This is a genomic window from Polyangium jinanense, assembly GCF_028435365.1.
The window spans coordinates 1-23,521 of record NZ_JAGTJJ010000030.1 but is presented as its reverse complement, the minus strand read 5'-3'; the positions used below and the strand labels follow the sequence as shown (position 1 = coordinate 23,521).

Genomic DNA, 23,521 nt, shown 5'->3' with positions numbered 1-23,521 from the left:
CGCAGGGCGACGGCGTTGGCCCGGGATTGTGGGGCGACGTTTACGGCGAGCCTGCGTCGCCCGAGCCCCCGCCTGCAGGGGGAGGGAGCAGGGCGGAGAGCTCTTCGCGAAGGCGCCGCGTCGCGTCGACGAGGCGGCCTTCGACCAGGAAGGCGTCGTCCTGCCTTCGGCAGCGGTGCACCTTCACGCGCACGAGCGAGCTCGTCGCGAGGTTGCCAGCGAGCGGCGCTCCCGGCGCAAAGGCCTCGGTGGATCGAAGGCTCACCCGATCGCCGTCGAGGGCCACGAGATCGGCCGAGCCACCCTTCACGAGCGTCAGATGCGGCATGTTCACTCCGCCCGGCGGCCCCGGCCCATCGCGGCGCGGGCTTCCCGCTCGGCCTCGCGTTGCTTGACCGTCTCGCGTTTGTCCGCCTGCTTTTTGCCCTTCGCCAGCGCGAGCTCGACCTTCGCGCGTCCCTTCTTGAAATAGAGCCGCGTGGCCGCGACCGTCATGCCCTCGCGCTCCACGGCCTTGCGGATCTGATCGATCTCCGTGCCGTGCAGGAGGAGCTTGCGCGACCGCTTCGCGACGTGCCCGAACGCGGCGCCCGGCATCTCGGGGATCAGCATGCCGTGCAGGAACGCCTCGTCGTTCGTGATGGCGCACCACGCGTCGGAGAGGTCGGCCTTTCCGTCGCGCAGCATCTTGACCTCGCTGCCGACGAGCACGATCCCGGCTTCGAAGCGCTCGCCGAGCTCGTACTCGAAGCCGGCCCTCCGGTTTCGCACGATGAGCTTCTCGTCGCTCGCTTCTTTCCCGCTCACGTGGTTGACACCTTTGATCGCTGTCGCTACGGCCAAACGCCGCCCGAAGAGCCGCTCTCCCGGCAGACGCTCGTGTAGGGCTAGCGCGCCGTGCGTCCTGCGTCCATAGGCGGACGAGCGTCCGTTCCGCGACAAACCCGCGCGCCGTGCTAGTACGCCCGCGCCTCTGTCCGAGTCTTTCCCGCATCACCCCTCACCGCAGAGAGCGAAGCCATGCAACCCATCCGCATCCGCGGCGCGCGCACCCACAACCTCCAGGGCATCGACCTCGAGCTCGTGCCCGGGCAGCTCGTTTGCTTCACGGGCGTCTCCGGCGCGGGAAAATCCTCCCTCGCGCTCGATACGCTCTACTCGGAAGGGCAACGCCGCTTCGTGGAGAGCTTCAGCCCGTACGCGCGGCAGTTCCTGGAGCGGCTCGAACGGCCGCCGATCGACGAGCTCGATCCGGTCGCCGCGGGCGTGGCCGTCGATCGACGCGCGCCCGTGAAGAGCTCGCGTTCGACGGTCGCCACGATGGCCGACCTCGAGCCGTACCTGTCGGCCGTGTTCGCCCGCGAGGCCACGCCCGTGTGCCCCACGTGCCAGGTTCCGGCGGTCCGCGTCGATGCGGTGACGGCCGCGTCGAAGGCCGTGGAGAGCCACGAGGGATCGACCGCGCTCGTGACGTACCGTGTGCCCGTCGCCGGCACCGAGGAGCTGCTCGACGTGCGCGAGACGCTGCTCGAAGCGGGCTACCGGCGTCTGCTCGTGCGCGGCGAGGTGCGGGACATCGACGAGGTCGGGCCGAGCGACGCGCTCGGCGCGGGCGGCGGGGTCGAGGTGATCGTCGACCGCGTGAAGATCGGCGCGCGGGATGCGCGGCGCCTCGGATCGGCGATCGAGGAGGCGTGGCAGCGGGCCGAGGGAGGCGTGGCGCTCTACGTCGGCGGCTCGGGCGCGAACGGCGCGGGACGGCGCGTGCTCGTGCCGCGTGGGCTCGCCTGCCCGTCGTGCGCGCGGAGCTTCGACGCCGCACGGCCGGGCCTGTTCTCGTACCAGTCTCCCATCGGCGCGTGCCCGGGGTGTCGCGGGTTTGGCCGGACGATCGGCGTGGACTGGGGCAAGGTGATCCCCGACGAGGAGAAGACCCTCGAAGGCGGGGCGATCCGGCCGTGGACGGGGTCGAGCACGTCGTGGGAGCGGAAGGTCCTCAAGAAGTTCTGCGAGAAGAAGGGCATCCCGCTCGACGCGCCGTGGAAGGAGCTCACCGAGGCGCAGCGCGCGCAGGTGCTCGACGGCGAGGGCAGCTTCCGCGGTGACAGGTACCCCGGCGTGCGCGCGTGGTTCAAGTGGCTGGAGACGCGCACGTACAAGATGCACATCCGCGTGCTGCTCGCGCGGTACCGCTCCTACGATCCGTGCGCGACCTGCGACGGCAAGCGCCTGTCGCCGGAGTCCTTGCTCTACCGCGTGGGCGGGCTCGATCTCGCGAGCTGGCACGGGCTCGAGCTGCGCGAGGCGCGGGCTCTGCTCGAGCGCTTGAAGGCGACGACGGGGCAGGGGGAGATCGCGCGGAAGGAGCTCGCGCAGCGGCTCTCGTACCTGGAGCGCGTGGGGCTCGGGTACCTGACGCTCGATCGGCAAGCGCGGACGCTCTCGGGCGGTGAGGCGCAACGCGTGACGTTGACGGGCGCGCTCGGGACGTCGCTCACGGGCGCGCTGTTCGTGCTCGACGAGCCGACGGTAGGGCTGCACGCGAGCGACATCCCGCCGCTCATCGAGGCGATGCGCGAGCTCGCGGCGCGCGGGAACGTCGTGGTGGTGATCGAGCACGAGCCGCTCGTGATCCGGGCCTCGGATCGTGTGGTCGAGCTCGGACCCGGCGCGGGCAAGCAGGGCGGTCGCGTGGTGTTCGACGGCGCGCCGGCGGAGCTCGCGCGAAGGACCGATCTGCCGACGGGGCGCGCGCTCGCGCGAGGCGCGGCGAGCGTTGCATCGGCGGAGGAGCGGCCTGCGGCGCGTGGATCGATCTCCATCGTGGGGGCGCGCGCGAACAACTTGAAGGACGTGAGCACGCGCTTGCCGCTCGGGCAGGTCGTGTGCGTGACGGGCGCGAGCGGATCCGGCAAGAGCACGCTCGTGGAGGACGTGCTCTACCGCGCCCTCGCGCGGGCCCGCGGCTACAAGGACATCGAGCCCGCGGGACCGCACAAGAAGATCGAAGGCACGAGCGGGATCAAGGTCGTCACGCTCGTCGATCAAGCCCCGCTCGGACGCACCTCGCGCGGCAACCCCGCGACGTACACGGGCGCGTGGAACCGCATCCGCCAGAAGTTCGCCGCGGAGCCCGAGGCGGCCGCGCGAAAGCTCACGGCGGGGCACTTCTCGTTCAACGTCGCGCTCGGACGATGCGAGTCGTGCGCGGGCGAGGGCGCCGAGACGATCGAGATGCAGTTCCTCGCCGACGTCTCGTTGACCTGCCCGGTTTGTCAAGGAAAACGATTCCGTGACGAGGTGCTCGCGGTCAAGGTGGACGGCCGCTCCGTGGCCGACGTGCTCGCGCTGTCGATCGACGAGGCGCTCGAGGTCTTCGCGCGTGAGCCGGCGATCGTGCGCGCGCTCGGGCCGCTCGCGCGTCTTGGTCTCGGTTACCTCGCGCTGGGTCAGCCGCTCTCGACGCTCTCCGGCGGCGAGGCGCAGCGGCTCAAGCTCGCGCGCGCCCTCGGCGAACGGACGGCGGGCTCGCTCTTCCTGCTCGACGAGCCGAGCGCGGGTCTGCACGCGGAAGAGGTGCTGCTGCTCAACCAGGCCATGCGCGACCTCGTGCGCGGCGGCGGGAGCGTCATCGTCGTCGATCACGATCTCGATGTGATCGCGGCCTCCGACTGGGTCGTGGATCTCGGCCCGGGTGCGGGGAGCGACGGCGGGCAGATCGTCGCCGAGGGGACACCCGAGGAGGTCGCGCGCACGAGCACGCGCACGGGACGCGCGCTCGCGGCGCATCTCGCGAAACCTTCGTCGCCGCCGTCGTCATCGCGGCGGAAGGAGAAGGCGAACGGAGACGCGTCGCGCCGAGGAAAGTCGGCCTATCCGCCCGCGCCGTCGGCGATCGAGATCGTGCACGCGCGCGAGCACAACCTCGCGGAGGTCTGCACGTCGATCCCGCACGGTCAGATCGTCGTCGTCACGGGGCCGAGCGGCTCGGGCAAGAGCACGCTCGCGTTCGACGTCGTCTTCGCCGAAGGACAACGGCGCTTCCTGGAGACGCTCACGCCGTACGCGCGCCAGTTCCTCCCCTCGATGCCGCGCCCCGACGTCGATCGCGTCACGGGCGTGCCGCCTGCGATCGCGCTCGAGCAGCGCACGACACGATCGGGGTCGAACTCGACGGTCGCGACCGTCACCGAGATCGCCCACTATTTGCGGCTCCTCTTCGCCAAGGTGGGCGATCCGCACTGCCCGACGTGCGACGTCCCCATCACCGCGCGCGCGCCCGACGAGGTGTACCGCGCGCTGCTCGCCACGCGGGGCGCGCGCACGCTGCTCGCGCCCGCGGTCGTCGCGCGCAAGGGCACGTACCTCGACGTGTTCACGGCCGCGGCGCGCGCGGGCATCACGGAGGCGATCGTCGACGGCACGCGGGCGAGCACCGACGATCCGCCGCGCCTCGACAAACGGCGCGAGCACTCGATCGATCTCGTGATCCACGAGGGCAAGCTCGACGCCCTCGATCGCGCCACGTTCGACCGCGCGCTCACGTTCGGCAAGGGCTCGCTCAAGCTCGTCAATTCGCGTGGGCAGGAAGAACTCCTCTCCACCACGCGCACCTGCCCTCGTTGCGGCGCGGGCGTGCCCGAGCTCGATCCGCGCTGGTTCTCGTTCAACACCAAGCAAGGTCGCTGCGAGGCCTGCGAGGGGACGGGCGTGCTCGGCGGGAGCGAAGGCGCCGATCTCACCGACGCATCGAACGAGCCGTGCACCACGTGCGGCGGCTCGCGCCTCGCGCCCGTCCCGCGCTCGGTGCGCCTCGCCGGCGATCGGTACCACGAGGCGACCGCGCGCTCGGTGTCCGAGGCCGTGCGCTGGGCGAAGGCGCTCCGCTTCGAAGGCGACCGCGCGCTCGTCGCCGAGGCGCCGCACCGTGAGCTTGCGCGGCGGCTCGCGTTCGTCGAGGAGGTCGGCCTCGGCTACCTCGCGCTCGATCGCCGCGCGGCCACGCTCTCGGGAGGCGAGATGCAACGGCTCCGTCTCGCCGCGCAGCTCGGCAGTGGCCTCACGGGCGCGCTCTACGTGCTCGACGAGCCCACGATCGGCCTGCATCCGCGCGACACGCATCGGCTGCTCGACAACCTCCGCAAGCTCGCCGGCATGGGCAGCACCGTGCTCATGGTCGAGCACGACGCGGACACCATCCGCGCCGCGGATTACCTCATCGATCTCGGCCCCACCGGCGGGCGCGGCGGCGGTCGCATCGTCGCCCAGGGGACGCCCTCCGAGGTGCTTCGCACGGCAAACTCGCCCACCGCGAAGGCCCTCTCCGGCGAGCGCGCGCTCGCCTCGGCGCGCACGCGGCTCGGCCCTGCTGACGAGTTCCTGGAGATCGAAGGCGCGCGCGCCCACAACCTCCGCGTCGACGCGCTGCGTGTTCCGCTCGGGCGCATGACCGTCGTCGCCGGCGTCTCCGGCTCCGGGAAGAGCACGCTCGTCCGTCACGTACTCTACCCCGCCGTGCGGCACGCCCTCGGCCTCGCGGGACCCGATCCCGGCCCGCACGACGCGCTTCATTTGCCGCCCTCGCTCGCGCGCGCCGTCGCCGTGGATCAATCCCCCATCGGGCGCACGCCGCGCTCGATCCCGGCCACCTTCCTCGGCGTCTGGGACGAGGTCCGCAAGCTCTTCGCCGCGACGCCCGACGCGAAGATGCGCGGCTACGACCCCGCGCGCTTCTCGTTCAACACGGCGAAGGGCGGTCGCTGCGAGGTGTGCGAAGGGCAGGGGGTCATCTCGCACGAGATGTCGTTCTTGCCCGACGTCGTCACGACCTGCGAGGCTTGCGGCGGAACACGTTTCGAGCCGGCCACGCTCGACGTACGTTACCTCGGCATGTCGATCGGCGATGTCCTGCTCCGTACGGCCGAGGAGGCGGCCGAGCTCTTCGCGGCGCACCCGAAGATCCGCGAGCCGCTCGCCACGATGTGTGATCTCGGCGTGGGTTATCTCCGGCTCGGCCAGGGTTCGCACACGCTCTCGGGCGGCGAGGCGCAGCGCCTCAAGCTGGCCGACGAGCTCTGCAGCGGCTCGCGCGCCAAGCCCACGCTCTACGTGCTCGACGAACCCACGACGGGCCTGCATCTCTCCGACGTGGCGCGCCTCGTGAACGTCCTCGATCGCCTCGTGCAGCGTGGCCACTCGCTCCTGATCATCGAGCATCACCCCGCCGTGATCGCGGCCGCCGATCACGTGATCGAGCTCGGACCCGAGGGCGGCAAAGGCGGCGGTCGTGTCGTGGCCGAGGGATCTCCCGAGGCCGTGGCGCGGCGCGCGACCGCGACGGGACGTGTCCTCCGTGCGCTCTTCGAGCGACCCGCGGCGGACATGGCCCTCGCGGCGGAGGCATGACGCATGGCGGGCACGTTCACCGTTGGAGCCCTCGCCCTCGCGGCCGAAGGTGCGAACGCGGTGGGCGCCGTCCGCTTGACGCTCCTGCCTGACGTCCTCGAGATCGAGCTCGTGCGCGCGGCCGGCTTTCGAAGTGGCTTCGTGCCGGGCAGTGTCGCGGAGTCCGTGGACATGCGCGTGCCGTACACGGCCGTGCGTGGCCTCGTTCGGCGCGGCCGCGCGCTCTGCCTCGCGCTCGATCCCTCGATCGCCGCGCCCTACACGCGCTTCACGCTCGCGCGCTTCACGTACGACCCACGCGAGGCCCTCGCGCGCGCGTACGAGGCACGGAGGCGCGCCGCGCTCTCCGTCGCGCTCCTGCCCGCGCCGCTCGGCCTCATCGCTGCGCTTGCTTCGCCCGCTTCGCTCGTGACGGGCCTCCTCGGTCGGCTCGCGGTCGGGCTCGTCGTCGCGGCGGGAAGCTTTTTCCTCCTGCGTGAGCTCCTTCGATTCGCGACCTGGGGCGGCCCTGGTTCCGATCGCCTCGCGGAGACGTTCGAGCTCGCGCTTTGCCAGCGCCTCGGCTTCGTCCCCGTCGCGACCGCGCCCTTTGCTCCACCGCCCGCGCCGCCCATCCCCGAGGCATCCCTCCCTGCGTGGGCGCGCGCGCCGCTCCTCGTCGCGCTCGTGGCCGCGCTCTCCGTGCTCGGCATCTCGTTCTTCCAGCGTTACGGCAAACCCCCCGATCCCGCGACCGTCGCGCCGAACGTGCCGCTCCTCGTCGCGCACCTCGCCTCTGCGTTTCCCGCGCCTTCCCCCGCGGAGGCATCTGCCGGCGAACCACGCCTCCCTCGTTGCGTGTGCGCGCATGCCGCTTCACCCCTCTGGAACGACGGGCTCCCCGTGCTCGAAGTCCTGCTCGCGTCACGACCTGAGGATGGCTCCGGCCGCGTGGTCCCCTCGGAGCGACGTGGTTACAACTTCGATCTTTCGGTCGTGAACAACGGCAGCACGCGGCTGCCCGACGTGAGCGTCCTCGTCACGTTCGCGCGCCGCGACGATCAGAACCGCCGCGTCGGCGCTACCGATCGTGGTCTCTACTGGGGAAAGCCGCTCTATCCGGGCCGCGCGATCAAGTGGCACCTCAAGGCACCGGGCACCGAGATGCGTATCGATCCGCCGCGCCTCGGCCTCCTCGAAGCCGGACGCGAGCCTGCCTCTCCCGACGCCTTCTTCGAGCTCTCGCACGCGCGCCAGCGTGTCGTGCGTATCCACGCCGCGAAGATGCTCGCGTACCACCGTGATCCGCGCGCGCTCGAGGTGCTCGCCTCGCTCGGCCCGCCGAGCCCCGACGAGGAGACCGTCCTCGCGCGCATCACGCGCGCCGCGCGTCCCGTCATCGCGTGCGACATCACGCCCGCGTCCGAGTCCCTCGAGGTTTGTCTCTTCAACGACTCGTTATCGCCGCAGCGCGTCGTCGCTGCGCGCACCATCGCCGATCGCGACGCGCCGTCCCAGCGCGCACCCTTGCCAGTCGTCGTCCCGGTGCACGACGGCGTGCGCGTGTCGGTGCCGCTGCCGCCGCGGCCCGTCCCGTCCGAGCTCGATCTCGAAGTTGACGCTCGGGGCTCCGGGTCGCCTGACGGCGCCCTACGCCCCGAACCCCAGCTCGAAGCCTCGCCTTGAGCGTCGAGAAGTTGCGCGTCAGGAACTTGCGCGCGCGCGTTTGCCCACGATGAACGCGAAGCTCATCGAGTCCTCGCACTGCGCCACGCTCACCACGCCGCGCGACTGCCAGGCCACGAGGTACTCGCCCGGCTCGACGAGCGTCGCTGCGATCCTCGCGCGCGCGCTGTAGGCGTTGCACACGTCGAGCGCGGAGAACGCCCACCGTCCGAGCGACATCACCTGGCGCAGCGTGAAGTACGCGCCCGGCGATCGATAGATCGGCACCGGCGTGTTCGCCTGCGGCGCGCGTGCGAACGACACCGCGTACACGCCCGACCGGAGGAGACCGTCGAAATCCAGACGCGCGCGCCCCGCGAGATCCGGGTGGAACACGCCGCCCACGCTCACGATGAGCTCGCACGGATCGAACGTGAACTTCGCGTCGTAGCCTTGGTGCTTGTGCGGCGCCCAGTTCGGCGCTTCCCGGAGCGGCTCGCGCGTGAGGGCGATCAGCGCCTCCGACGTGTGCTGCCGGATCACCTCTTTGAGCCCGTCGAGCGACACGAGACCGCTGTCGACGAGCGCCTTGACGACGGGGATCTGATCACGCTTGCAGCGCTTGTAGACGTCCTCGATCCGCTTCGACTCCGGGGGTTCGTCGGCGTAGGCCCGGAGCAGCTCTGCGAGCCTGCGCTCCATGCCGGACGCAGCGGCCCAGCAGATTCGACCGTTCTCGACCAGCACCGTGCCTTGCGTCGGGGGGCCGAAGACGAGCGCGCCGGTGGCGCTCTCGGGCAGCGCTTCGATTTCCTCCAGCAGAGGGATCACCGCCGCGGGATCGCCGGAGATGCCTGCCGGGTCGGGCATCAAGCGCAGACTCTTTCCACTCTGCATGGCTCGTTCCTGGGTTCCTCGAGAGGAGGCGGCCGCATGGCTCCTGGTCCAGCGGGTGCCTCCGGGTCCTAGGATATCCCCGTTCGTCGCACGGCGCGAGGGCCGCGGGTTTGTCCCGTGAACACGCGTTCGCGGGGCCCCCCCCTCGAACCACCCCGGCCCTCGTGCCTCGAACGCACGTCGCGGGATGTGCGATATTTACCTACTAGGCAAGTTCAGGGGCGGCAGATGCTGTAGCCGTCCGGGAGGATGGTGCTCGGCTGGCAGGTCGTCTGCACCTGGCCCTGCCCGGTCTGGACCACGGGGCAGTCCGTGTCGGGCGCCTGCGGGTCGCAGACGACGCGCTGCTCGGGGTACGTACAGGTGGCGGCGCAGCGGAGGAGCGGATACCAGTTGCCGTTTTGCGTCTGCATGAGGTCGCCGCAGCAGACGGTGCCGGCGGGGCAGTGCTCGGGGAGCTGGCATTCGATGCGCGACTCGAAGCCCGGTTGGCCGTTGCCGCCGAAGTCCGTGGAGCAGTTGTCGTTGTCGTCCGGCCCGCTCACGCACTCGCCCTGGGGCGGATCGTTGAAGTCGTATTCGTCCCAGCAGCAGGCGCTCTGGCCTTGGACGGCACAGGACACGTCGCCACACGCGACCATGACGGCCGGAGGCATCGGCCCCGACGACGAGCTCTGCACGCTGCTGCTCGACGACGAGGCGTTGCCTGCGCCGCCTTGACCCGAGCCGCCGTTGCCTGCGCCGCCTTGACCCGAGCCGCCGTTGCCTGCGCCGCCCTGACCAGAACCGCCGTTCCCCACGCCGCCCTGTCCTGCGCCGCCGTTGCCTGCGCCGCCCTGTCCTGCGCCGCCGGCGCCGCCCGAGGCGCCGGTCGCTTGCCCGCCGGAGGCAAACAGTCCCGTGGTGTCCGTCCCACAAGCGGCCATCGCGGTGCCCAAGACGAAGAGCGAGGCGAGGCCGAACGATCGCAACGAAGCTCGTTTCATCGATGACTCCTCAGATACCCGAAAGGTACACGCCGGAGGTAGCCTGAGGGGCGCGAAACAGCCACCCAATTTCGTCATGACGGAGACGCGGCGGGCGCGCGGACTTCCAGCCTGCAATCAAAATTGGATCGTCGCTGGACGTGGACGGGCTCCACGAGGGGGTTGCTTTACACGCCGAGCGACGCTTGGCATGGTGGATCGAAAGGCCAAAGCGGCCCGGATCGAGGAGGCACTTCATGAGCTTCAGAAAGTATTTGGCCGTGCTCGCGGCCATCGTCCTGCTCGGCGTCAGCGCCGTGGCGGACGCGACGACCATGCTCTTCCTTTCACGCGAGGAGCTCGTAAACCGTTCGGACCTCGTGGTCCGCGTGCGCGTGGGGAAGGCGGTCACGGCCGAATCCGAAGACGGACGGGGCCTCGTGACCCGCACCGAGCTCGACGTGGTGCAGCTCCTCAAGGGCAAAGTCGAGGGACGTGTCGTCGTCCAGCAGTTCGGCGGGACACACCGGGGCAAGACGCAGAAGGTCCTCGGTGACGCGGCGCTCAAGGCGGGGGAAGATGCAGTGGTATTCCTGCGTCGCGACGAGAAAGGAACCATGTATTTCACGGCGCTCGCGCTCTCCGCGTACCACGTGGACGCCAAAGGAATGGCGCACCGCGAGCTCGACGGTGTCGAGCTCGTCCGCTACGTGGGCAAGAAGCTCGAGCCCTCGGGGCACGTGGAGCGGCCCGAGCCGGTCGAATCTCTCATGACGGACGTGGTCCGCCTCGCTGGAGGAAAGTGAGAATGAAATCGTTCCTCCGAAAAGCCGCCCTCGTCGCCGCATGCGCGGCCGGCATTCTCTCCGCGCCGACCGAGGCGCGCGCCTGGACCGGCCTCGAAGGCCCGCCCTATCCGGTCTGGGGCATCCTCCCGGTCAAATTCTACGTCAATGCATCCACGTTCCCGCCCGAGATCGCCGACACCGCGCAGCAGCGGCTCGTCGATGGGTTCGGCGCCTGGGCGACTCCCGAGTGCACCGATTTCTCGACGCAGCTGCTCGGCGATCTCCCGGACGGCACCTGGAATTCGAACGACAACAAGAACGTGCTGCTCTGGATCAACAAACCGGATCCCTGGCCGCTCGAGCTCGGTCCGGTGGATTCGGTCATCGGCGTCACGCTGCCGGTATGGTCGCCCGACGGCGACAACATGATCATCTCCGACGCGGACATCGTCTTCAACAACGTCGGGTTCTGCTGGTACGACTCCATCACGAATCCGGGCGGCAATTGCGTCGGCGGCAGCCCCGTCGATACGCTCTCCATTGCCACGCACGAGGAGGGCCATTTCCTCGGGCTCGGGCATACGGACGTCGCGGGCTCGACGATGGAGCCGTTCTATGACGGCGGCAATGCCATTGCCTCGATCGAGCAGGACGACATCGACGGCGTCTGCGCCCTCTATCCCCCCGGCTCGGGCATCCCGAGCTGCAATGCCTGCACCACGAACGCCGCGAAGACCGAATGCAACGGGCTCGCCATGGGATGCAATGGCCAGTGCGTCGGCATCTACAACTGCGAAGCGTCCTGTCCCATCGCCAAGACCCCCGCCGACTACAAGGCCTGCCTCGACGCCTGCAAGATGCAATTTCCGGACGGCGTGAAGGCCTACGAGGCGTACGCAGGCTGCATCTGCAACCTCTGCTCGAAATCGTGTCCCATCGAATGCCCCGGCGACTCCGGCGCAGGCGGCAGCGGTTGGGGCGAGGAGCCCGAGGGGCCCAAGATCGAGGAGTCCGGCGGCTGCGGCTGCTCCGTCGAGGGCCAGCGCGGCAAGCTCGGCGCCCTCGCCGCCCTCGGCCTCGGCCTCGCCGCGATCGCCCGCCGGCGAAGGCGGCGCTGAGCGGCCTCCCCGAACGCCACCAATTCCAACACTTTACGCCTCTCCCGATCCCTGGCATGGCTCGCCGGTCATGCCGCTCCACCCTCGAACGGATCTCGATGCGGACGTAGCCCGCGCGCTGTCCGCTCTCGGCGCGGAGACGTCCGAGCCCGCCCTCGACGCCGTCGCGGTCCCCGGCGCGGTCGCCGCCGCCCTCGACCGCCTTCCGCCCTCGGCCCCCTTCCTGCTCCGCGCCGCGCCGCCCCTCGGCAGCGCGTCGAGCCGCCACGGGCCCGAGCCCGAAGCACCCGTCTGGATCCGCGGCACCCTCGGCGGCGCCGACGTCCGCATCGCCCCACTCCGCCTCGCCGAAGGGGAGCGCCCCACCGCCGGCCGCGTGGCCCGGTTGGTCGTGACCGCCGAGGAACGTCCCTGCTGCGACGCGCCCGCGTGCACGAACCGCCGCACCCTCGCCGCGGCCTGGGTCGAGCTCGAACGCACGGACGCCGAAGCTACGCCGCGTCGCCTGCTCGTCGCGGCCGTGGTCGATCTCGACGGGGACCGCGCCCGCGCCCGTGTCGTCCGCGCGGCGACCCCGCTCGCCCGCGCCTTCGCCGCGCCGCTCGAAGCCGCCGAGGGCGCGCTCCCTCCGCCCGCCGAGCCGGAGCCCCAGCCCGAGGGGCCCGTTTTACCGGCCGGCAAGCTCGCGCGGTTCGCCCTGCGCCCCGAGGGCGAACGCCTCGTCCTGCGGGATCACGACAGCCGGGGGCCCCGGACGAACGCCCGCCGTGACACCGTCCTCGGCACGATCCTGCTTGCCGTCTCGCTCGCCCTGTGGCTCCAGGCCGCGCGCGCCTTCCGAGCGGGCGATCGCAACCTCACGATCGGCTTCACCGCGGCCGCCGCGCTCGTGACGCTCAGCGGCTACGCCTTCGTGAGCGTCGCGCGCTTCGGCGCCCGCTACCGCGCCCTGTCCGCGCCGCTCTTCTGGGCCGGCCGCGATCGGTTCGTCATCGCCCCGTGGGTGAGCCGCACGGGCGCGGTGGATCTCCTGCCGGAAGGGCGGCTCGGCGCGGCGATCGCGATGGAAGAGGTCCGCGGCGTCTCGACGCCCCGGCGCGACGACCTCGTGGCCGTGGAGATCGACAGCGATCACGGGCCGATGGACGTCTTCCTCACGGACGACGCGGCGCTCGCCTCGTTCTGGGCCGCGGCCCTGCGCCGCGCGCTCGGCGACATGGCGCACCCGGGGACCCGCGCCTCCGCCCGCAAACGCGCGCGTGAGCGCGCAGCCGGAGAGGCCCCGGCCGCCGCCGCGTTGAAAGAAGTCACTCGATGAACGGATTCGCGGACAGCGTGTTCGACCAATCCGACGCTTTCTCGCCGCGCACGCATCGCAGCCGATACGTGTAGGCCTGATCCTCGTTCGCGCCCTCGTCGACGTGATCGGTATCCGTGCCCTCCGCGGTGAAGGCCGGCGCGAACGTCTCGGCGTCGGTGCGCCGCTCGGCTTCGACCTCTTCGCAGGGCGAAACCAAGCTCCAGCGCACGCGCAAAACCTTCGACATCGGGATCACGTCCTCGAGCACGGGCGCTTCGAGCGAGCCGCTCGTCGAAGGACCTCCCGTCGCGTAGCCCGTCGGCTCCAGATCCGGGGAGTCCACCTCGCTCGCACACGCGCCCGCGAGGAGGAAAAACACACACGAGAACGAAGAAGCAAAGCGTTTCATCGGTCCCTCTCGATGCTCGTCAGTCGCCGCCGTCCTTGCCCGCGCCGACGAACCAATCCTCGCGATCCGCGAAGAGGACGTTGAACGTCGTGAGCGAGCCATAACAGGCCGTGATGTACGCCTGGAGCTGCACCTTGTCCGCGGCGGGGAGCCCATCGTGCGCGTTGAGCTTCGCCTCGAGCAGGCGGAGTTTGTCCCGGACCATCACGACCTTGTGAAAGAACGTGTCGAGCGGGATGCGCTTCTCCGCGGTGCCCGCCTTGCCCGGCTTGAGGACGATCTCCCCGCCTTGCCAGCGCGCCCCCATCTCCGTACCGCCGAGGCCGAGCTCCTCCGAGAGCACCTCGCGCAAGACCCGCCTGAACTCGTCGATATCCATGTCGATGTCGATCTCCCTGGGCAACGAGGTGCCGGCATTCGCGGCCCGCGCGCCCTCGGTGGTCTCGGACGATGACGGCCGCGTGACGTCCGTGTCACGGCGCCGTGGCTCGATGGCCGAGGAGCGCGCCCTCCGAGGCTCGCCCGCCGCGCGCGGTGGAGGCGGCGGCGCCGCGGCGCCCTTCGGCCGGTAGCGCGAGCACGTCGACGTCTGTCGGATCGGCGAGGGATACACCTCGAGCGCACAGTCCCCCACGCGCCCGAGGCGCGAATCCTCGCGCGGACGCATGAACGCCGCACAGCTTCCGCAGCGCCCCTCGAGCTCGCTCATGAGGGCTCACCATAACGCAATCCGTCGCCGGGGCGAGCACGCTCTCGTTCGGGCGAACGCGCCCGCTCGGCACTACACTCGGCCGCATGGCCCGCCCTCGCACCTGGATTCCCGCGCTCCTCTTCGCCCTCGCCGCCGGATGCGGTACAGCCCCGCCGCCCGGCCCCGACGCGCCCACGGACGAGGCCGTCCGCACGAACGGCGCGGCCGGGACGAACGGTACGAAATCGGGCGAGCCCACGAAGCCGGACGGCGCGGCCGCCGGAAAGGACGCGGCCGCGGCGCCGCTCGTGTTCATCGAGGACGACCTCGACGGCGCGATGGCACGCGCGCGCGCCGAGAAGAAGGCGCTCTTCGTCGATGCCTGGGCGCCGTGGTGCCACACGTGCCTCAGCATGAAGAACTACGTGCTCGTCGATCCGGCGCTCCGCCCGCTCGCCGATCGCGTGGTGTTCGCGGCGATCGACACCGATCGCCCCTCGAGCGCCGCATTCCTCGAGCGATACAAGATGACCTTCTGGCCGACGTTCTTCGTGATCGATCCCGCGAAGGGCGACGTCGTGGCTTACTGGCCGGGCGCGGCCTCGGCGCGCGAGATGCGCAGCTTCGTCGAGGACGCGGTGCGCGTGATGGATGCCTCGGCGCCGCCCTCGGATCCGCTCTACACGCTTTCGCAGGCGAGCGCCGCGCGCGCGGCCGGCGATCATCGCAAAGCGCTCGCGCTCTACGACGAGCTGCTCGCGAAGGTCGACGCACGCTGGCCGCGCCGGGACGACGCGCTCGCCGGAAAGCTCTCCGCGCTCGCCGGCAGCGGCGACGTCGACGGATGCGCGCGATTCGGCACGGCGCACGTCGACGAGATTCGTGGCGCCGCGGCCCCCGCCGATTTCGCGTCCGTGCTCTTGAGCTGCGCGAGCCGGCTCGCGAAGAGCCCCACGCAAGAACAGGCGCGTCGCAAGGCCATGGCGAGGCTCGAAGCACTCGTCGCCTCGCCGCCGCCCGAGTCCACGGTCGACGATCGCGCCGACGCCCTCGCGATCCTGGCGGGCGTGAAGAGCGAGCTCGGCGACGCGGAGGGCGCGCGCGCGGCGCACGAAAAACGGCTCGTGCTCATGGAGAAGGCCGCGGCCGAGGCGAAGACGCCGGAGATCGCGGCGACGTACGATTACGGCCGGGCGATCTCGTACGTGGCGCTCGGCCGCGGCGAGGAAGCCGTGCGCATGCTCGAGCAACGCGAGCGCGAGATGCCGAAGTCGTACGATCCGCCGGCGCGCCTTTCGAGCGTGCTCGCGAAGATGGGGCGCTTCGACGCCGCGCTCGCGGCGAATGGCCGCGCTGTGGCGCTCTCGTACGGGCCGCGGCGGCTCGCGTACCTCAAGCAACGCGCGGACCTGCAGGCGAAGATGGGCGACAAGCAGGGGCAGATCGCCACGCTGCGTGAGGAGGTCGCGGGGCACGAGGCGCTCGGCCCGGGGCAACGCAATGAAGCAGCGCTCGCAGACGCGCGGCATCGTCTCGAGGAAGCGCTCGGCAAAGGGAGCGCGGCGCCCAAGCGGTAAAGCGCCCACGGGCGCAGGCGTTTTCCCGGCGTATGGAAGACGAAACGAGGCCTCCCGCCGCGGGTCGCGCGGGCGGGAGGCTCGTGTCGTTTCTGGAGGGAACGAGAGGGAGGGTTACGGCCTACCGGTGAGCGGATCGCCGGTGAGGGTGCAGTGGAGCGTCTCCGGATCGCAGGCCACCGGGAAGTCCGGGTTGATGCCGGAGCCGACCTCGATGCCGAGATCGGGATGCGCTTTCGGATCGCAGTAGAGCGGTTCGGGGACCACCATCGGCGTATCCTTCTTGGCCGGGTCGGCGTCGTCGTTATCGGACGGCGTTTCCGGGTTGTTGTCGTCGTCGGTGTGAACGTCTTTGCCGCAGTACACCGACGGCGAGAGCCCGATGAACTTGTACGTGGCTTCGCAGCCCGCCATCACATCGCGGAACACCATCTCGCCGACAGCCTGCGTGCCGGGCACGCCTGCGGTCACGTACACCTTGACGTTCCGCCACTCCTGCTGGAGGTGCATGGCCGGGAGGATGACGGGGTTGCCCATCTCATCCACCTCGCCCGTGTCGAACTCCTCGACGTTCATGTCCGCAGACGCGAGCGCCGCCGTGCCGTTCGCGCCGCCCGCGTAGCAGATGTTGTTCGCATCCGGGGCGGTCGTGTACTTGCCGAACGCGTACGCCTTGTCCTTGCCGAGGTCGTAGCCCGCGCCTTCGCGCGCACGCGCGATCTCACCGAGGGTGGTCGACTGGATCGCGATGCTGCGGTCGTCGTAGTTCGCGAGCGTCTTGTCGGCGTTCGGCGCGAGGTACGTGGACATGCCGATTTCCTCGCCCTTCAGCCCGAGGCACGCCTCGTCACCGCTGACGAGCTCGTACTTGGCGAAGAACGCGAAATGGCTGGCGATGCACTGGATGGTGGGTTGCGAGCAGGACGCCCCGGAGAACGCGAAGAACGCCGCGCTGGCGAGCCCCATCGCGCCGACCAGGACATTGTGGATTCGGTGCTTCATGGTGAGCTTCCTTTCCCGTCCAACCATCAGAAGGTCACGCGCGCGTTGATGCGGATCTGCCGCGGCGTCTGATAACCGGTCGGGTTCTTCCAGTTGGGATTGACGTCCTTGGCATCGAACTCCGTGCCGTCGGAGTAGAGCAGCTTCTTGCTCGTATCCGTCGGCGCCTCGCCCTTCTTGCCGAAGAGGTTCGCCTCGCTCCCGTTCTCGACGGGCAGGACGTCCGCCAGGGTGTACCGCTGGTCGAAGCCCGTGGCCTGCTGGAAGTTGAACAGGTTGAAGACGTCCACGCCGACCGTGAGCGTGCTGTCCTTCGAGAACCGGTAGCCGAAGGTGACGTTCGTGTCGATGCTGTGGAGCCACGGCGTACGACCGCCGGCGCCGCGGGGCAGGATGAACACCTCGGAGTCGCCGTACTGGACGTGCGAGCCGAGGACGTTCAGCGGCGTGCCGCTGCGGCCGAGGTAGCCGAGGCCGACGTTGATCGTGACGTTCGCCGGGAGCTGGAACTCCTTGGCGCCGAACACCTTGATCACGTGGCGACGGTCGCCGGGCAGATCGCCGGTCCGGTTCGCGAGGATCGAGACCAGGTCGAAGTCCGAGTTGATGTTCGGATCGAGCTGGCCCGTCTCCGGCCGGAACAGACCCGCGAGGTTACCGCGGTTCCACGAGACGGTGTAGTTGACCTGCGCGAGCCACTGGTTCGAGAAGGCCTTCTGGAAGTACACCATGAAGGAGTCGTAGTCGCGGATGGCCTTGGGGAAGTCCTTCGCGATGCCGTACCCCGGGTTTCCGATGAAGTACGTCGTCGCCTCGTCGCGGCTCATGTCCTCGATGGCGTAGTTCAGCCACTGGCGCGTGTAGGCACCGCCGATGCGCGAGTCCGTGATGATCTCGTACTCGCCGCCGATGACGATCTGATCCGACGACTGCGGCTTGAGATCCGGATCGACCGGGACGCGATCCGAGCCGGTGATGACGTACTTGAGGTTCGGATCGTACGGCGTGGGTCCGGTGAGCGTGAGCAGGTTGTCGACGCTGTTGCACTCGGGTCCGCGCGCCTGGAGCGGGTCGAGCGGGTTGCAGACGCCGTTCTTGGGCGGGTTGCCGTCCGGGTAGTTGAGCGAGCGGCTCTTCTGGAGGCCGAGCTCACCCGGGAACGAACGATCGACCATGTTCAGCGTGATCGCCTGGTAGAACCGGGCGAAGTTCGCCGTGATCTTGGCCCGGCCCTCGCGGGTCGGATCCCAGATCGCGCCGATGCGCGGCGACCACTGGTTCGGCAGCGCGATGCCGACGTTGCCGTCGTTGCCCGTCACGATCTGCGCGTCGTAACGAACGCCGAGGTTCACGGTGACGCGGTCGAGGATGTTCCACGAATCCTGGATGAAGCCGCCGACCGTCGTCGAGGTCGAGTTCGCCTCGAAGACGTCGAGGTTGACGACATCGTCGGGCCCCTGGAGGAAGCCGTAGCGGCGGAAGTCCGCCACGTTGTTGCCGTTCGTGCTCTCGCGGAAGAACACGCCGCCGCCGAAGGCCTTCGTGTTCGTGTAGCTCAGGACCTCGAAGTCCACGCCGGCCTTGATGACGTGCTGCCCGAGCGCGCTGAGCAGCGCCGTCGCGATCACGCGGCCCTGGTAGCGGTTGCTCGTGGCGATGTTGATCTGGCCGGGGCCGCCGGTGCGGTACGTCGCCACCGGGCAGTTCACCGCCGCGAACTGAGCGCCGCCCGTGTTGCAGTCCTGAACGGCCGCATCCGGGAGCGTCTCGAAGTCGGTGATCGGGTGGAGGCCGGGGTTCGACGTACGACGCCACGTCATGCCCGGCATGTAGGCGAGCTTCGTGGGGTCGTTGAGGTCGTTGACGTTCGAGCCGTCCGCCGCGCCAATCGCGACGCTGTTGTAGACCCAGCCGAGGGTCGCATCGATCAGGAACTTCTTGTTCGCGAACGCCGACGAGCTCTTGATCACGACGCTGTTGTTGAAGACGTCGGTCGTTTGCCCGAGCGAGTTGTACGTGCCGATCAGGTTCGTGACGCCGACGTCGCCGTCCTGCGCGTCGAAGCCGTACGTGCCGTTGCCGCCGGAGGTCGAGGGAGCGCCGAACACCGTGACGCTGATGTTGTGGTCCTGGTTGATGTTCCAGGTCAGCTTGCCGATGTACTGCATCACCTGCTGATCGGCGTAGTAGATCTGCGGCGCGATGCCCCGGAGCGGGGTCGCCGTCTGGTAGCCGGTCGCGTCGTCGGTGACCGGGGTCGCCACGTCGTTGACGCCGTCCTGCCCCGGGATGAACTCCTCACTGTTCGGATCGTCCGGATCGTAGTCCGGGTTCGGCATGAGGGTGTCGGCGTACGTGTGATTGAGGCGGCTCAGGACGCGCTCGAGGCGGTAGCGCTGCAGCGCCACGCTGAAGCCCGCGAAGAACCAGAGCTTGTCCTTCACGATCGGGCCGCCGATCTCGAAGCCGAAGTCGCGGACCGAGCCGAGCGTCCGATTCGTGTTGATCGTCTGTCCCGCGCGCGGGATCAGCGTACGCTGTCCCTCGAACGCGCCGGGCGTGATCGCCCCGAAGACGGAGCCATGGAACTCGTTCGAACCGCTCTTCGTGACGACGTCCATGACGCCGCCGACGCTGCGGCCGTACTCCGGCAGGTAGCCGGCCGTGATGACGTTGACCTCCTTCACGAACTCGGCCGAGAGCGGCACCGCGAGGATGCCGAACGCCGGGTCGTTCGCGGAGACGCCGTCGATGACGAAGCCGTTCTCGGGCGACGACGTGCCGTTCACGGACACGCCGTACGCGTCGGCGTTGGCGCCGGGAGCGACCGCCGCGAGGCTCTCGAACGAGCGCGTCGCGCCGCCCTTGGATGCGGGCGGGTTCACGGCCACGCGACGCGTGAACTCGCTGTCGATGGTCACTGCGACGCGCGAGGAGCCGACGTCGATGACCGGCGGCTTGCCGACGACGACGATCTCTTCGCCCGCCTGGATGTTCTCCGGCAGAAGCTCCAGGTTGACGCGGATCGTCGAGCCGCTGGTGAGCTTGATACCGCCGCGCGAGAAGGGCTTGTACTGCTCCTTGTCTGCGCGGACGGTATAGCCCTCACCGGGGGCCAGCTGCGGAATGCGGAAGTTACCGCCCGCATCCGTCACGACGATCTGCTCACCCTGCAGCGCGGGGGACGTCACCGTGATGACGACGTCCGCAACGGGTGCTTTCGTGGCCGCGTTACGCACCTGGCCGGTGATCACGCCGTCGGCTGCATACGCCGAGCCGGCGACCATGACGACTGACGGCACAATCGCGGCCAATAGGCCTAGTCTGTCTCTGAGTATCACGAGCCCTCCATCCCTCCAGAAGTGGGCCAAGTGTCGAAAAGGCGGCCGACTATACTCATGTTCCGTGACCGTCAACAACACTTTCTGCGGGCTCCGCGTAACTCTTTCTGAGGGACGCCCGGACACACCCCCCCCGGCGAACCCTCCGCGTCGACGTTCCGGGACGCACCCTGACGCGGCCCGTCGCGCGCCGCCGACATACCCGTCGGGCGTGACGCACCCGCGCGCTCGTCACTCGGCTGGTCACTCGGTTGGTCACTCTTTTACGAACCCACCCCGTTCGAGGGGCGTCCGGAAGTGGGAAGGACGCGGTAACGACCCATGCCTGGACCCGGGCTGGGGGAGCTCTCTAGAATTCGTTTCCCTCCCAACCGCAATTTGTGCGGGGTGTTGTCTTCTTTGGCTCGCGCCGGCAGACGATTTCGACTACTAGGGCTCAAGGCTCATGTTCGACTCGGTTCTAGGCCGCGACAACATTCCGAAGAGCCGCCTCGGCACGGGCGCCGTGCTGTCGGTGGTGGTTCACGCCCTCATCTTTGCGCTCGTCCTGTACATCACGACGAGACCTGTGGAGAAGAAGGTGGATCTCCCGGAGGTGACGTTCATGGCGGCAGCCCCGCCACCACCTCCGCCTCCTCCGCCTCCTCCGCCCCCCGCGGGTGGAAAAAAAGTCAAGCCGATCGAGAAACCAAAGCCGGTGAAAAAGCCGGACACGATCGTCGAGACCAAAGAGGAGCCCAAACCGGAGGAGAAGCCGCCTGAGAAGGCGCCCGAGCCCGAAGCCGAAGAACCGGAAGGCGAGGGCGAGGAAGGCGGCGTTCCCGGCGGCGTACCGGGCGGCGTTCCCGGCGGCGTGGTCGGTGGTGTGGTCGGTGGCGTGCTCGGCAATCCGCCGCCGCCTCCTCCGCCTCCGCAGAACGTGACGATCCCGTTCGGCGCGGGTATGACGCGTCCGTCGAAGGTCTCGGGCCCCGAGATCCGCCACACGTCCGAGGCCCTGGCCGCGCGCGTGGAGGGCGTCATGATCGCGCGCTGCGTGATCACCGAGTCGGGCAGCGTGGAGGGGTGCTCCGTCATCAAGGGGTTGCCCCACATGAACGATGCCGTCCTCCGGACGCTCGCCGCGCAGCGCTATACGCCGGTCATGTTCAACGGCAAAGCGCAGAGGGTCAACTACACCTTTACGATTCGCCTGGTGATGCCCACCCGCTGAAAACACGGGGCCCGCACGGCCGTGCGGGCCATCTCCAGAGCACCGAACACTCGAGTCACCAAGAGAACGCGCGAGGGAGGCGCGACCGAAACCATGGATTTTTCACTGAGTGGACTTTGGCGTGAAATGGGGCTTTTTGCCCGCCTGGTCGTGATCGTGATGGGCGTCATGAGCCTCACGTCCCTCCTCGTTCTGGGCGAGAGGCTCGTGATGTCTTTCAAGTCGATGTCCGACTCGAAGGTGTTCGCTGCGAAGATGGCCTCCCTCCTGGCGAGCGGCGATCTCGACAGCGCGGCCGACGCGAAGTTCGGCAAGGACATCGGATACCTCGGTCGCACGATCCGCTCGGGCCTCGTGGCCTACAAGGGCTCGGTTCACGGTGACAAGGACCTCTGCTTCGAGTCCGTCGCGCGCGCCCTCGAGCGTCAGCAGGCCCGCGAGCTCGCGGTCCTGAAGCGTGGCCACGGCTGGCTGGCGACGGTCGGCTCGACGGCGCCGTTCGTCGGTCTTCTCGGTACCGTCATGGGTATCGTCACGGCCTTCGAGAAGATGGCCGCGAGCGGCTCCGGTGGTCTCGGGACGGTCTCCGCCGGTATCGCCGAAGCGCTCATCACGACGGCCTTCGGCCTCCTCGTCGCGATTCCGGCCGTCATGGCCTTCAACTTCCTCGCCGGCTGGGTCGACGCGCGTGCAGTCGACATCTCCGAGTCCTCGAACGAGTTCCTCGATCTCGTGGCGCGTCGCCTCGCCGAGGGGCCGCGCGAGGAGGAAGAGGAAGAGGGCGAGGAGAGCGAGGCCGCGGCCTAGAAAAGCCCGCCCTCGCGGAAGCGGGCGCGCCTCTCGGGGCGCGCGCGCAGCTCCGGCGAGGGCGACCCCTGAGAGGGAGTAGGTGTTCTCATGGGAATGGCAGTCGGCCCGAAGAAGGGCAGCGTAAAGAACGACATCAACGTCACGCCGCTCGTCGACGTCGTGCTCGTTCTTCTGATCATCTTCATGGTCATCACGCCCATGCTCCAGCGTGGCAAGGACGTGAAGCTGCCCCAGTCCAAGTCGATCGACGAGGAAAACAAGGAAAGCGATCCGATCATCCTCTCGGTCACGAAGGACAAACACATCTTCATCGAGAGCAGCGAGTACGACAAAGAGGGCTTTTCACCTGCGCTGAAGGTGGTCCTCGACGAGAAGCCGGGGAGGAAGATCCTGCTCAAGGGCGACGACTCGCTGACCGTGGGCGACGTGCGTGAGGTCATGGAGATGTCGCGGAAGGCAGGCGCGAAGAGCGTGGCCCTCGGCGTTGAAGAGCAGAAGTAGAGCCAGCGGAGCCGAACGAGATGAGCAGAAAGACGAGAAGGGTGGCGATCAAACCCGCCAATCCGCCGAACTCGGACATCAACGTCACGCCCCTCATCGACGTCGTGCTCGTGATGTTGATCATCTTCATGGTCGTCACGCCGCTGCTCGAGAAGAACCTCGACGTACGCGTGCCCGAGACCGAGAAGGTCGAAACGGTCACGGAAGTGCCGCCCGATCAGCTCGTGGTTCGTATCGGGACCGAGGGTGATTTCCGGATCAACTTCGACAAGGTCACGAACGAGGAATACGTCGACAAGCTGAAGGTGAAGCTCGAGCGGCGCAAAGAGGACGACAAGATCGTCTTCTTCATCGCCGACGACAAAGCGAACTACGCGCGTCTGATCACCGCGCTCGACGGGGCCAAGCAAGCCGGCGCGAAGGTGCTCGGCATGATGACGACGCCCCCCGAAGAGGAAGAGAAGAAGTAAAGCGTCTTCGTGCAGTTCGCGAAGAGCCCCGGCGTGCCCGTGCACGTCGGGGCTTTTTCTTTTTCAGTCCCCACTGCACGAATCCACATTTCAACGGGTGGTCATTGCAGCGCCCATCCCCGCCAAACCGCTCATTACAGGATATTTACGGTATACCGGTCTTTCTCGTGACCAGCATATTTCATTCCGGACGAAAACGCTCAATGATCGCGCGAAGAAAAGGATTGACACACGTCTGTCACACGTGGTTGGCGCGATCGTCACGGGCTCTCCCCCCCATCGCGAGGCGTCGCGCCGGGGCGCTGCCCCGGACCCCGCGGGGGCTGTTCGCCCCTCGACCCGAACCAGGGCAAGCCCTGGACTCGTGTTGGAAGAACTGCGCGATGCGCA

18 protein-coding genes are annotated in these 23,521 nt (G+C 68.9%); 10 read left to right on the top strand and 8 right to left on the bottom strand.

What is annotated here, in order from left to right; all coding sequences use genetic code 11:
* Positions 1-40 precede the first annotated feature (40 nt).
* Together KEG57_RS34275 and smpB are read right to left on the bottom strand one after the other, a co-directional pair.
* Complete coding sequence (locus tag KEG57_RS34275) at positions 41-328, bottom strand: hypothetical protein (RefSeq protein ID WP_272421762.1); 288 nt, start codon at positions 326-328, stop codon at positions 41-43.
* A 2-nt stretch (positions 329-330) separates the two neighbouring features.
* A complete protein-coding gene (gene smpB, locus KEG57_RS34270; protein WP_272421763.1) occupies positions 331-807 on the bottom strand; it encodes an SsrA-binding protein SmpB in 477 nt (158 codons plus the stop codon).
* Positions 808-1,020: 213 nt separating this feature from the next.
* On the opposite strand from smpB, the gene uvrA reads away from it, so the two are divergent.
* Entirely contained in the window at positions 1,021-6,405 is a 5,385-nt protein-coding gene (gene uvrA, locus KEG57_RS34265; RefSeq protein ID WP_272421764.1) for an excinuclease ABC subunit UvrA, read from the top strand.
* Positions 6,406-6,408: 3 nt separating this feature from the next.
* Positions 6,409-8,070, top strand: coding sequence for a hypothetical protein (locus tag KEG57_RS34260; protein WP_272421765.1), 1,662 nt, complete (start codon positions 6,409-6,411; stop codon positions 8,068-8,070).
* A gap of 18 nt (positions 8,071-8,088) precedes the next feature.
* On the opposite strand, the gene KEG57_RS34255 is transcribed toward KEG57_RS34260, so the two are convergent.
* Both KEG57_RS34255 and KEG57_RS34250 read right to left on the bottom strand, forming a co-directional pair.
* The gene (locus KEG57_RS34255) at positions 8,089-8,946 is read right to left on the bottom strand and encodes a hypothetical protein (RefSeq protein WP_272421766.1); all 858 of its coding nucleotides are present in this window, start codon (positions 8,944-8,946) and stop codon (positions 8,089-8,091) included.
* A gap of 215 nt (positions 8,947-9,161) precedes the next feature.
* Positions 9,162-9,932 (bottom strand): hypothetical protein, encoded by a 771-nt coding sequence (locus KEG57_RS34250; RefSeq protein ID WP_272421767.1) that lies wholly within the window; start codon positions 9,930-9,932, stop codon positions 9,162-9,164.
* 236 nt (positions 9,933-10,168) lie between these two features.
* Between KEG57_RS34250 and KEG57_RS34245 the strand changes: the two genes are divergently transcribed.
* From KEG57_RS34245 to KEG57_RS34235, 3 genes are all read left to right on the top strand, one after another.
* Positions 10,169-10,717, top strand: coding sequence for a hypothetical protein (locus KEG57_RS34245; protein WP_272421769.1), 549 nt, complete (start codon positions 10,169-10,171; stop codon positions 10,715-10,717).
* Positions 10,718-10,719: 2 nt separating this feature from the next.
* A complete protein-coding gene (locus tag KEG57_RS34240) occupies positions 10,720-11,817 on the top strand; it encodes a matrixin family metalloprotease (protein ID WP_272421771.1) in 1,098 nt (365 codons plus the stop codon).
* Between the two features lie 70 nt (positions 11,818-11,887).
* Complete coding sequence (locus tag KEG57_RS34235; protein WP_272421772.1) at positions 11,888-13,135, top strand: hypothetical protein; 1,248 nt, start codon at positions 11,888-11,890, stop codon at positions 13,133-13,135.
* On the opposite strand, the gene KEG57_RS34230 is transcribed toward KEG57_RS34235, so the two are convergent.
* Together KEG57_RS34230 and KEG57_RS34225 are read right to left on the bottom strand one after the other, a co-directional pair.
* Positions 13,125-13,526: a hypothetical protein gene (locus KEG57_RS34230; RefSeq protein ID WP_272421773.1), complete on the bottom strand. Its 402-nt coding sequence runs from the start codon at positions 13,524-13,526 to the stop codon at positions 13,125-13,127. The two genes, KEG57_RS34235 and KEG57_RS34230, sit on opposite strands and share 11 nt — an antisense overlap.
* Positions 13,527-13,545: 19 nt before the next feature.
* Positions 13,546-14,235 carry a DUF8685 domain-containing protein gene (locus KEG57_RS34225; protein ID WP_272421774.1) on the bottom strand — a complete coding sequence of 230 codons (690 nt, stop codon included), beginning with the start codon at positions 14,233-14,235 and terminating at the stop codon, positions 13,546-13,548.
* Between the two features lie 86 nt (positions 14,236-14,321).
* Here KEG57_RS34225 and KEG57_RS34220 point away from each other — a divergent pair, with 86 nt between their 5' ends.
* Positions 14,322-15,794: a thioredoxin family protein gene (locus KEG57_RS34220; protein ID WP_272421776.1), complete on the top strand. Its 1,473-nt coding sequence runs from the start codon at positions 14,322-14,324 to the stop codon at positions 15,792-15,794.
* Positions 15,795-15,908: 114 nt separating this feature from the next.
* On the opposite strand, the gene KEG57_RS34215 is transcribed toward KEG57_RS34220, so the two are convergent.
* Together KEG57_RS34215 and KEG57_RS34210 are read right to left on the bottom strand one after the other, a co-directional pair.
* The gene (locus KEG57_RS34215) at positions 15,909-16,796 is read right to left on the bottom strand and encodes a hypothetical protein (RefSeq protein WP_272421778.1); all 888 of its coding nucleotides are present in this window, start codon (positions 16,794-16,796) and stop codon (positions 15,909-15,911) included.
* 26 nt (positions 16,797-16,822) lie between these two features.
* The gene (locus KEG57_RS34210) at positions 16,823-20,098 is read right to left on the bottom strand and encodes a TonB-dependent receptor (protein WP_272459209.1); all 3,276 of its coding nucleotides are present in this window, start codon (positions 20,096-20,098) and stop codon (positions 16,823-16,825) included.
* Positions 20,099-20,582: 484 nt separating this feature from the next.
* On the opposite strand from KEG57_RS34210, the gene KEG57_RS34205 reads away from it, so the two are divergent.
* The 4 genes from KEG57_RS34205 (at position 20,583) to KEG57_RS34190 (ending at position 23,131) form a co-directional block, all read left to right on the top strand.
* Positions 20,583-21,350 (top strand): energy transducer TonB, encoded by a 768-nt coding sequence (locus tag KEG57_RS34205; RefSeq protein WP_272421781.1) that lies wholly within the window; start codon positions 20,583-20,585, stop codon positions 21,348-21,350.
* 93 nt (positions 21,351-21,443) lie between these two features.
* Complete coding sequence (locus KEG57_RS34200) at positions 21,444-22,157, top strand: MotA/TolQ/ExbB proton channel family protein (protein WP_272421783.1); 714 nt, start codon at positions 21,444-21,446, stop codon at positions 22,155-22,157.
* Between the two features lie 90 nt (positions 22,158-22,247).
* Positions 22,248-22,661, top strand: a complete 414-nt coding sequence (locus KEG57_RS34195) for an ExbD/TolR family protein (RefSeq protein ID WP_272421784.1) — start codon at positions 22,248-22,250, stop codon at positions 22,659-22,661.
* A 41-nt stretch (positions 22,662-22,702) separates the two neighbouring features.
* Complete coding sequence (locus KEG57_RS34190) at positions 22,703-23,131, top strand: ExbD/TolR family protein (protein WP_272421785.1); 429 nt, start codon at positions 22,703-22,705, stop codon at positions 23,129-23,131.
* Positions 23,132-23,521 lie beyond the last annotated feature (390 nt).

Bases quoted from the DNA above. Each gene is read 5' to 3' on its own strand.
- KEG57_RS34245 (WP_272421769.1), top strand. From the start codon at position 10,169: ATGAGCTTCAGAAAGTATTTGGCCGTGCTCGCGGCCATCGTCCTGCTC.
- KEG57_RS34225 (WP_272421774.1), bottom strand. From the start codon at position 14,235: ATGAGCGAGCTCGAGGGGCGCTGCGGAAGCTGTGCGGCGTTCATGCGT.
- KEG57_RS34230 (WP_272421773.1), bottom strand. From the start codon at position 13,526: ATGAAACGCTTTGCTTCTTCGTTCTCGTGTGTGTTTTTCCTCCTCGCG.
- KEG57_RS34200 (WP_272421783.1), top strand. From the start codon at position 21,444: ATGGATTTTTCACTGAGTGGACTTTGGCGTGAAATGGGGCTTTTTGCC.
- KEG57_RS34250 (WP_272421767.1), bottom strand. From the start codon at position 9,932: ATGAAACGAGCTTCGTTGCGATCGTTCGGCCTCGCCTCGCTCTTCGTC.
- KEG57_RS34195 (WP_272421784.1), top strand. From the start codon at position 22,248: ATGGGAATGGCAGTCGGCCCGAAGAAGGGCAGCGTAAAGAACGACATC.
- KEG57_RS34275 (WP_272421762.1), bottom strand. From the start codon at position 328: ATGCCGCATCTGACGCTCGTGAAGGGTGGCTCGGCCGATCTCGTGGCC.
- KEG57_RS34235 (WP_272421772.1), top strand. From the start codon at position 11,888: ATGCCGCTCCACCCTCGAACGGATCTCGATGCGGACGTAGCCCGCGCG.
- KEG57_RS34255 (WP_272421766.1), bottom strand. From the start codon at position 8,946: ATGCAGAGTGGAAAGAGTCTGCGCTTGATGCCCGACCCGGCAGGCATC.
- KEG57_RS34240 (WP_272421771.1), top strand. From the start codon at position 10,720: ATGAAATCGTTCCTCCGAAAAGCCGCCCTCGTCGCCGCATGCGCGGCC.
- KEG57_RS34215 (WP_272421778.1), bottom strand. From the start codon at position 16,796: ATGAAGCACCGAATCCACAATGTCCTGGTCGGCGCGATGGGGCTCGCC.
- KEG57_RS34205 (WP_272421781.1), top strand. From the start codon at position 20,583: ATGTTCGACTCGGTTCTAGGCCGCGACAACATTCCGAAGAGCCGCCTC.
- uvrA (WP_272421764.1), top strand. From the start codon at position 1,021: ATGCAACCCATCCGCATCCGCGGCGCGCGCACCCACAACCTCCAGGGC.
- KEG57_RS34220 (WP_272421776.1), top strand. From the start codon at position 14,322: ATGGCCCGCCCTCGCACCTGGATTCCCGCGCTCCTCTTCGCCCTCGCC.
- KEG57_RS34260 (WP_272421765.1), top strand. From the start codon at position 6,409: ATGGCGGGCACGTTCACCGTTGGAGCCCTCGCCCTCGCGGCCGAAGGT.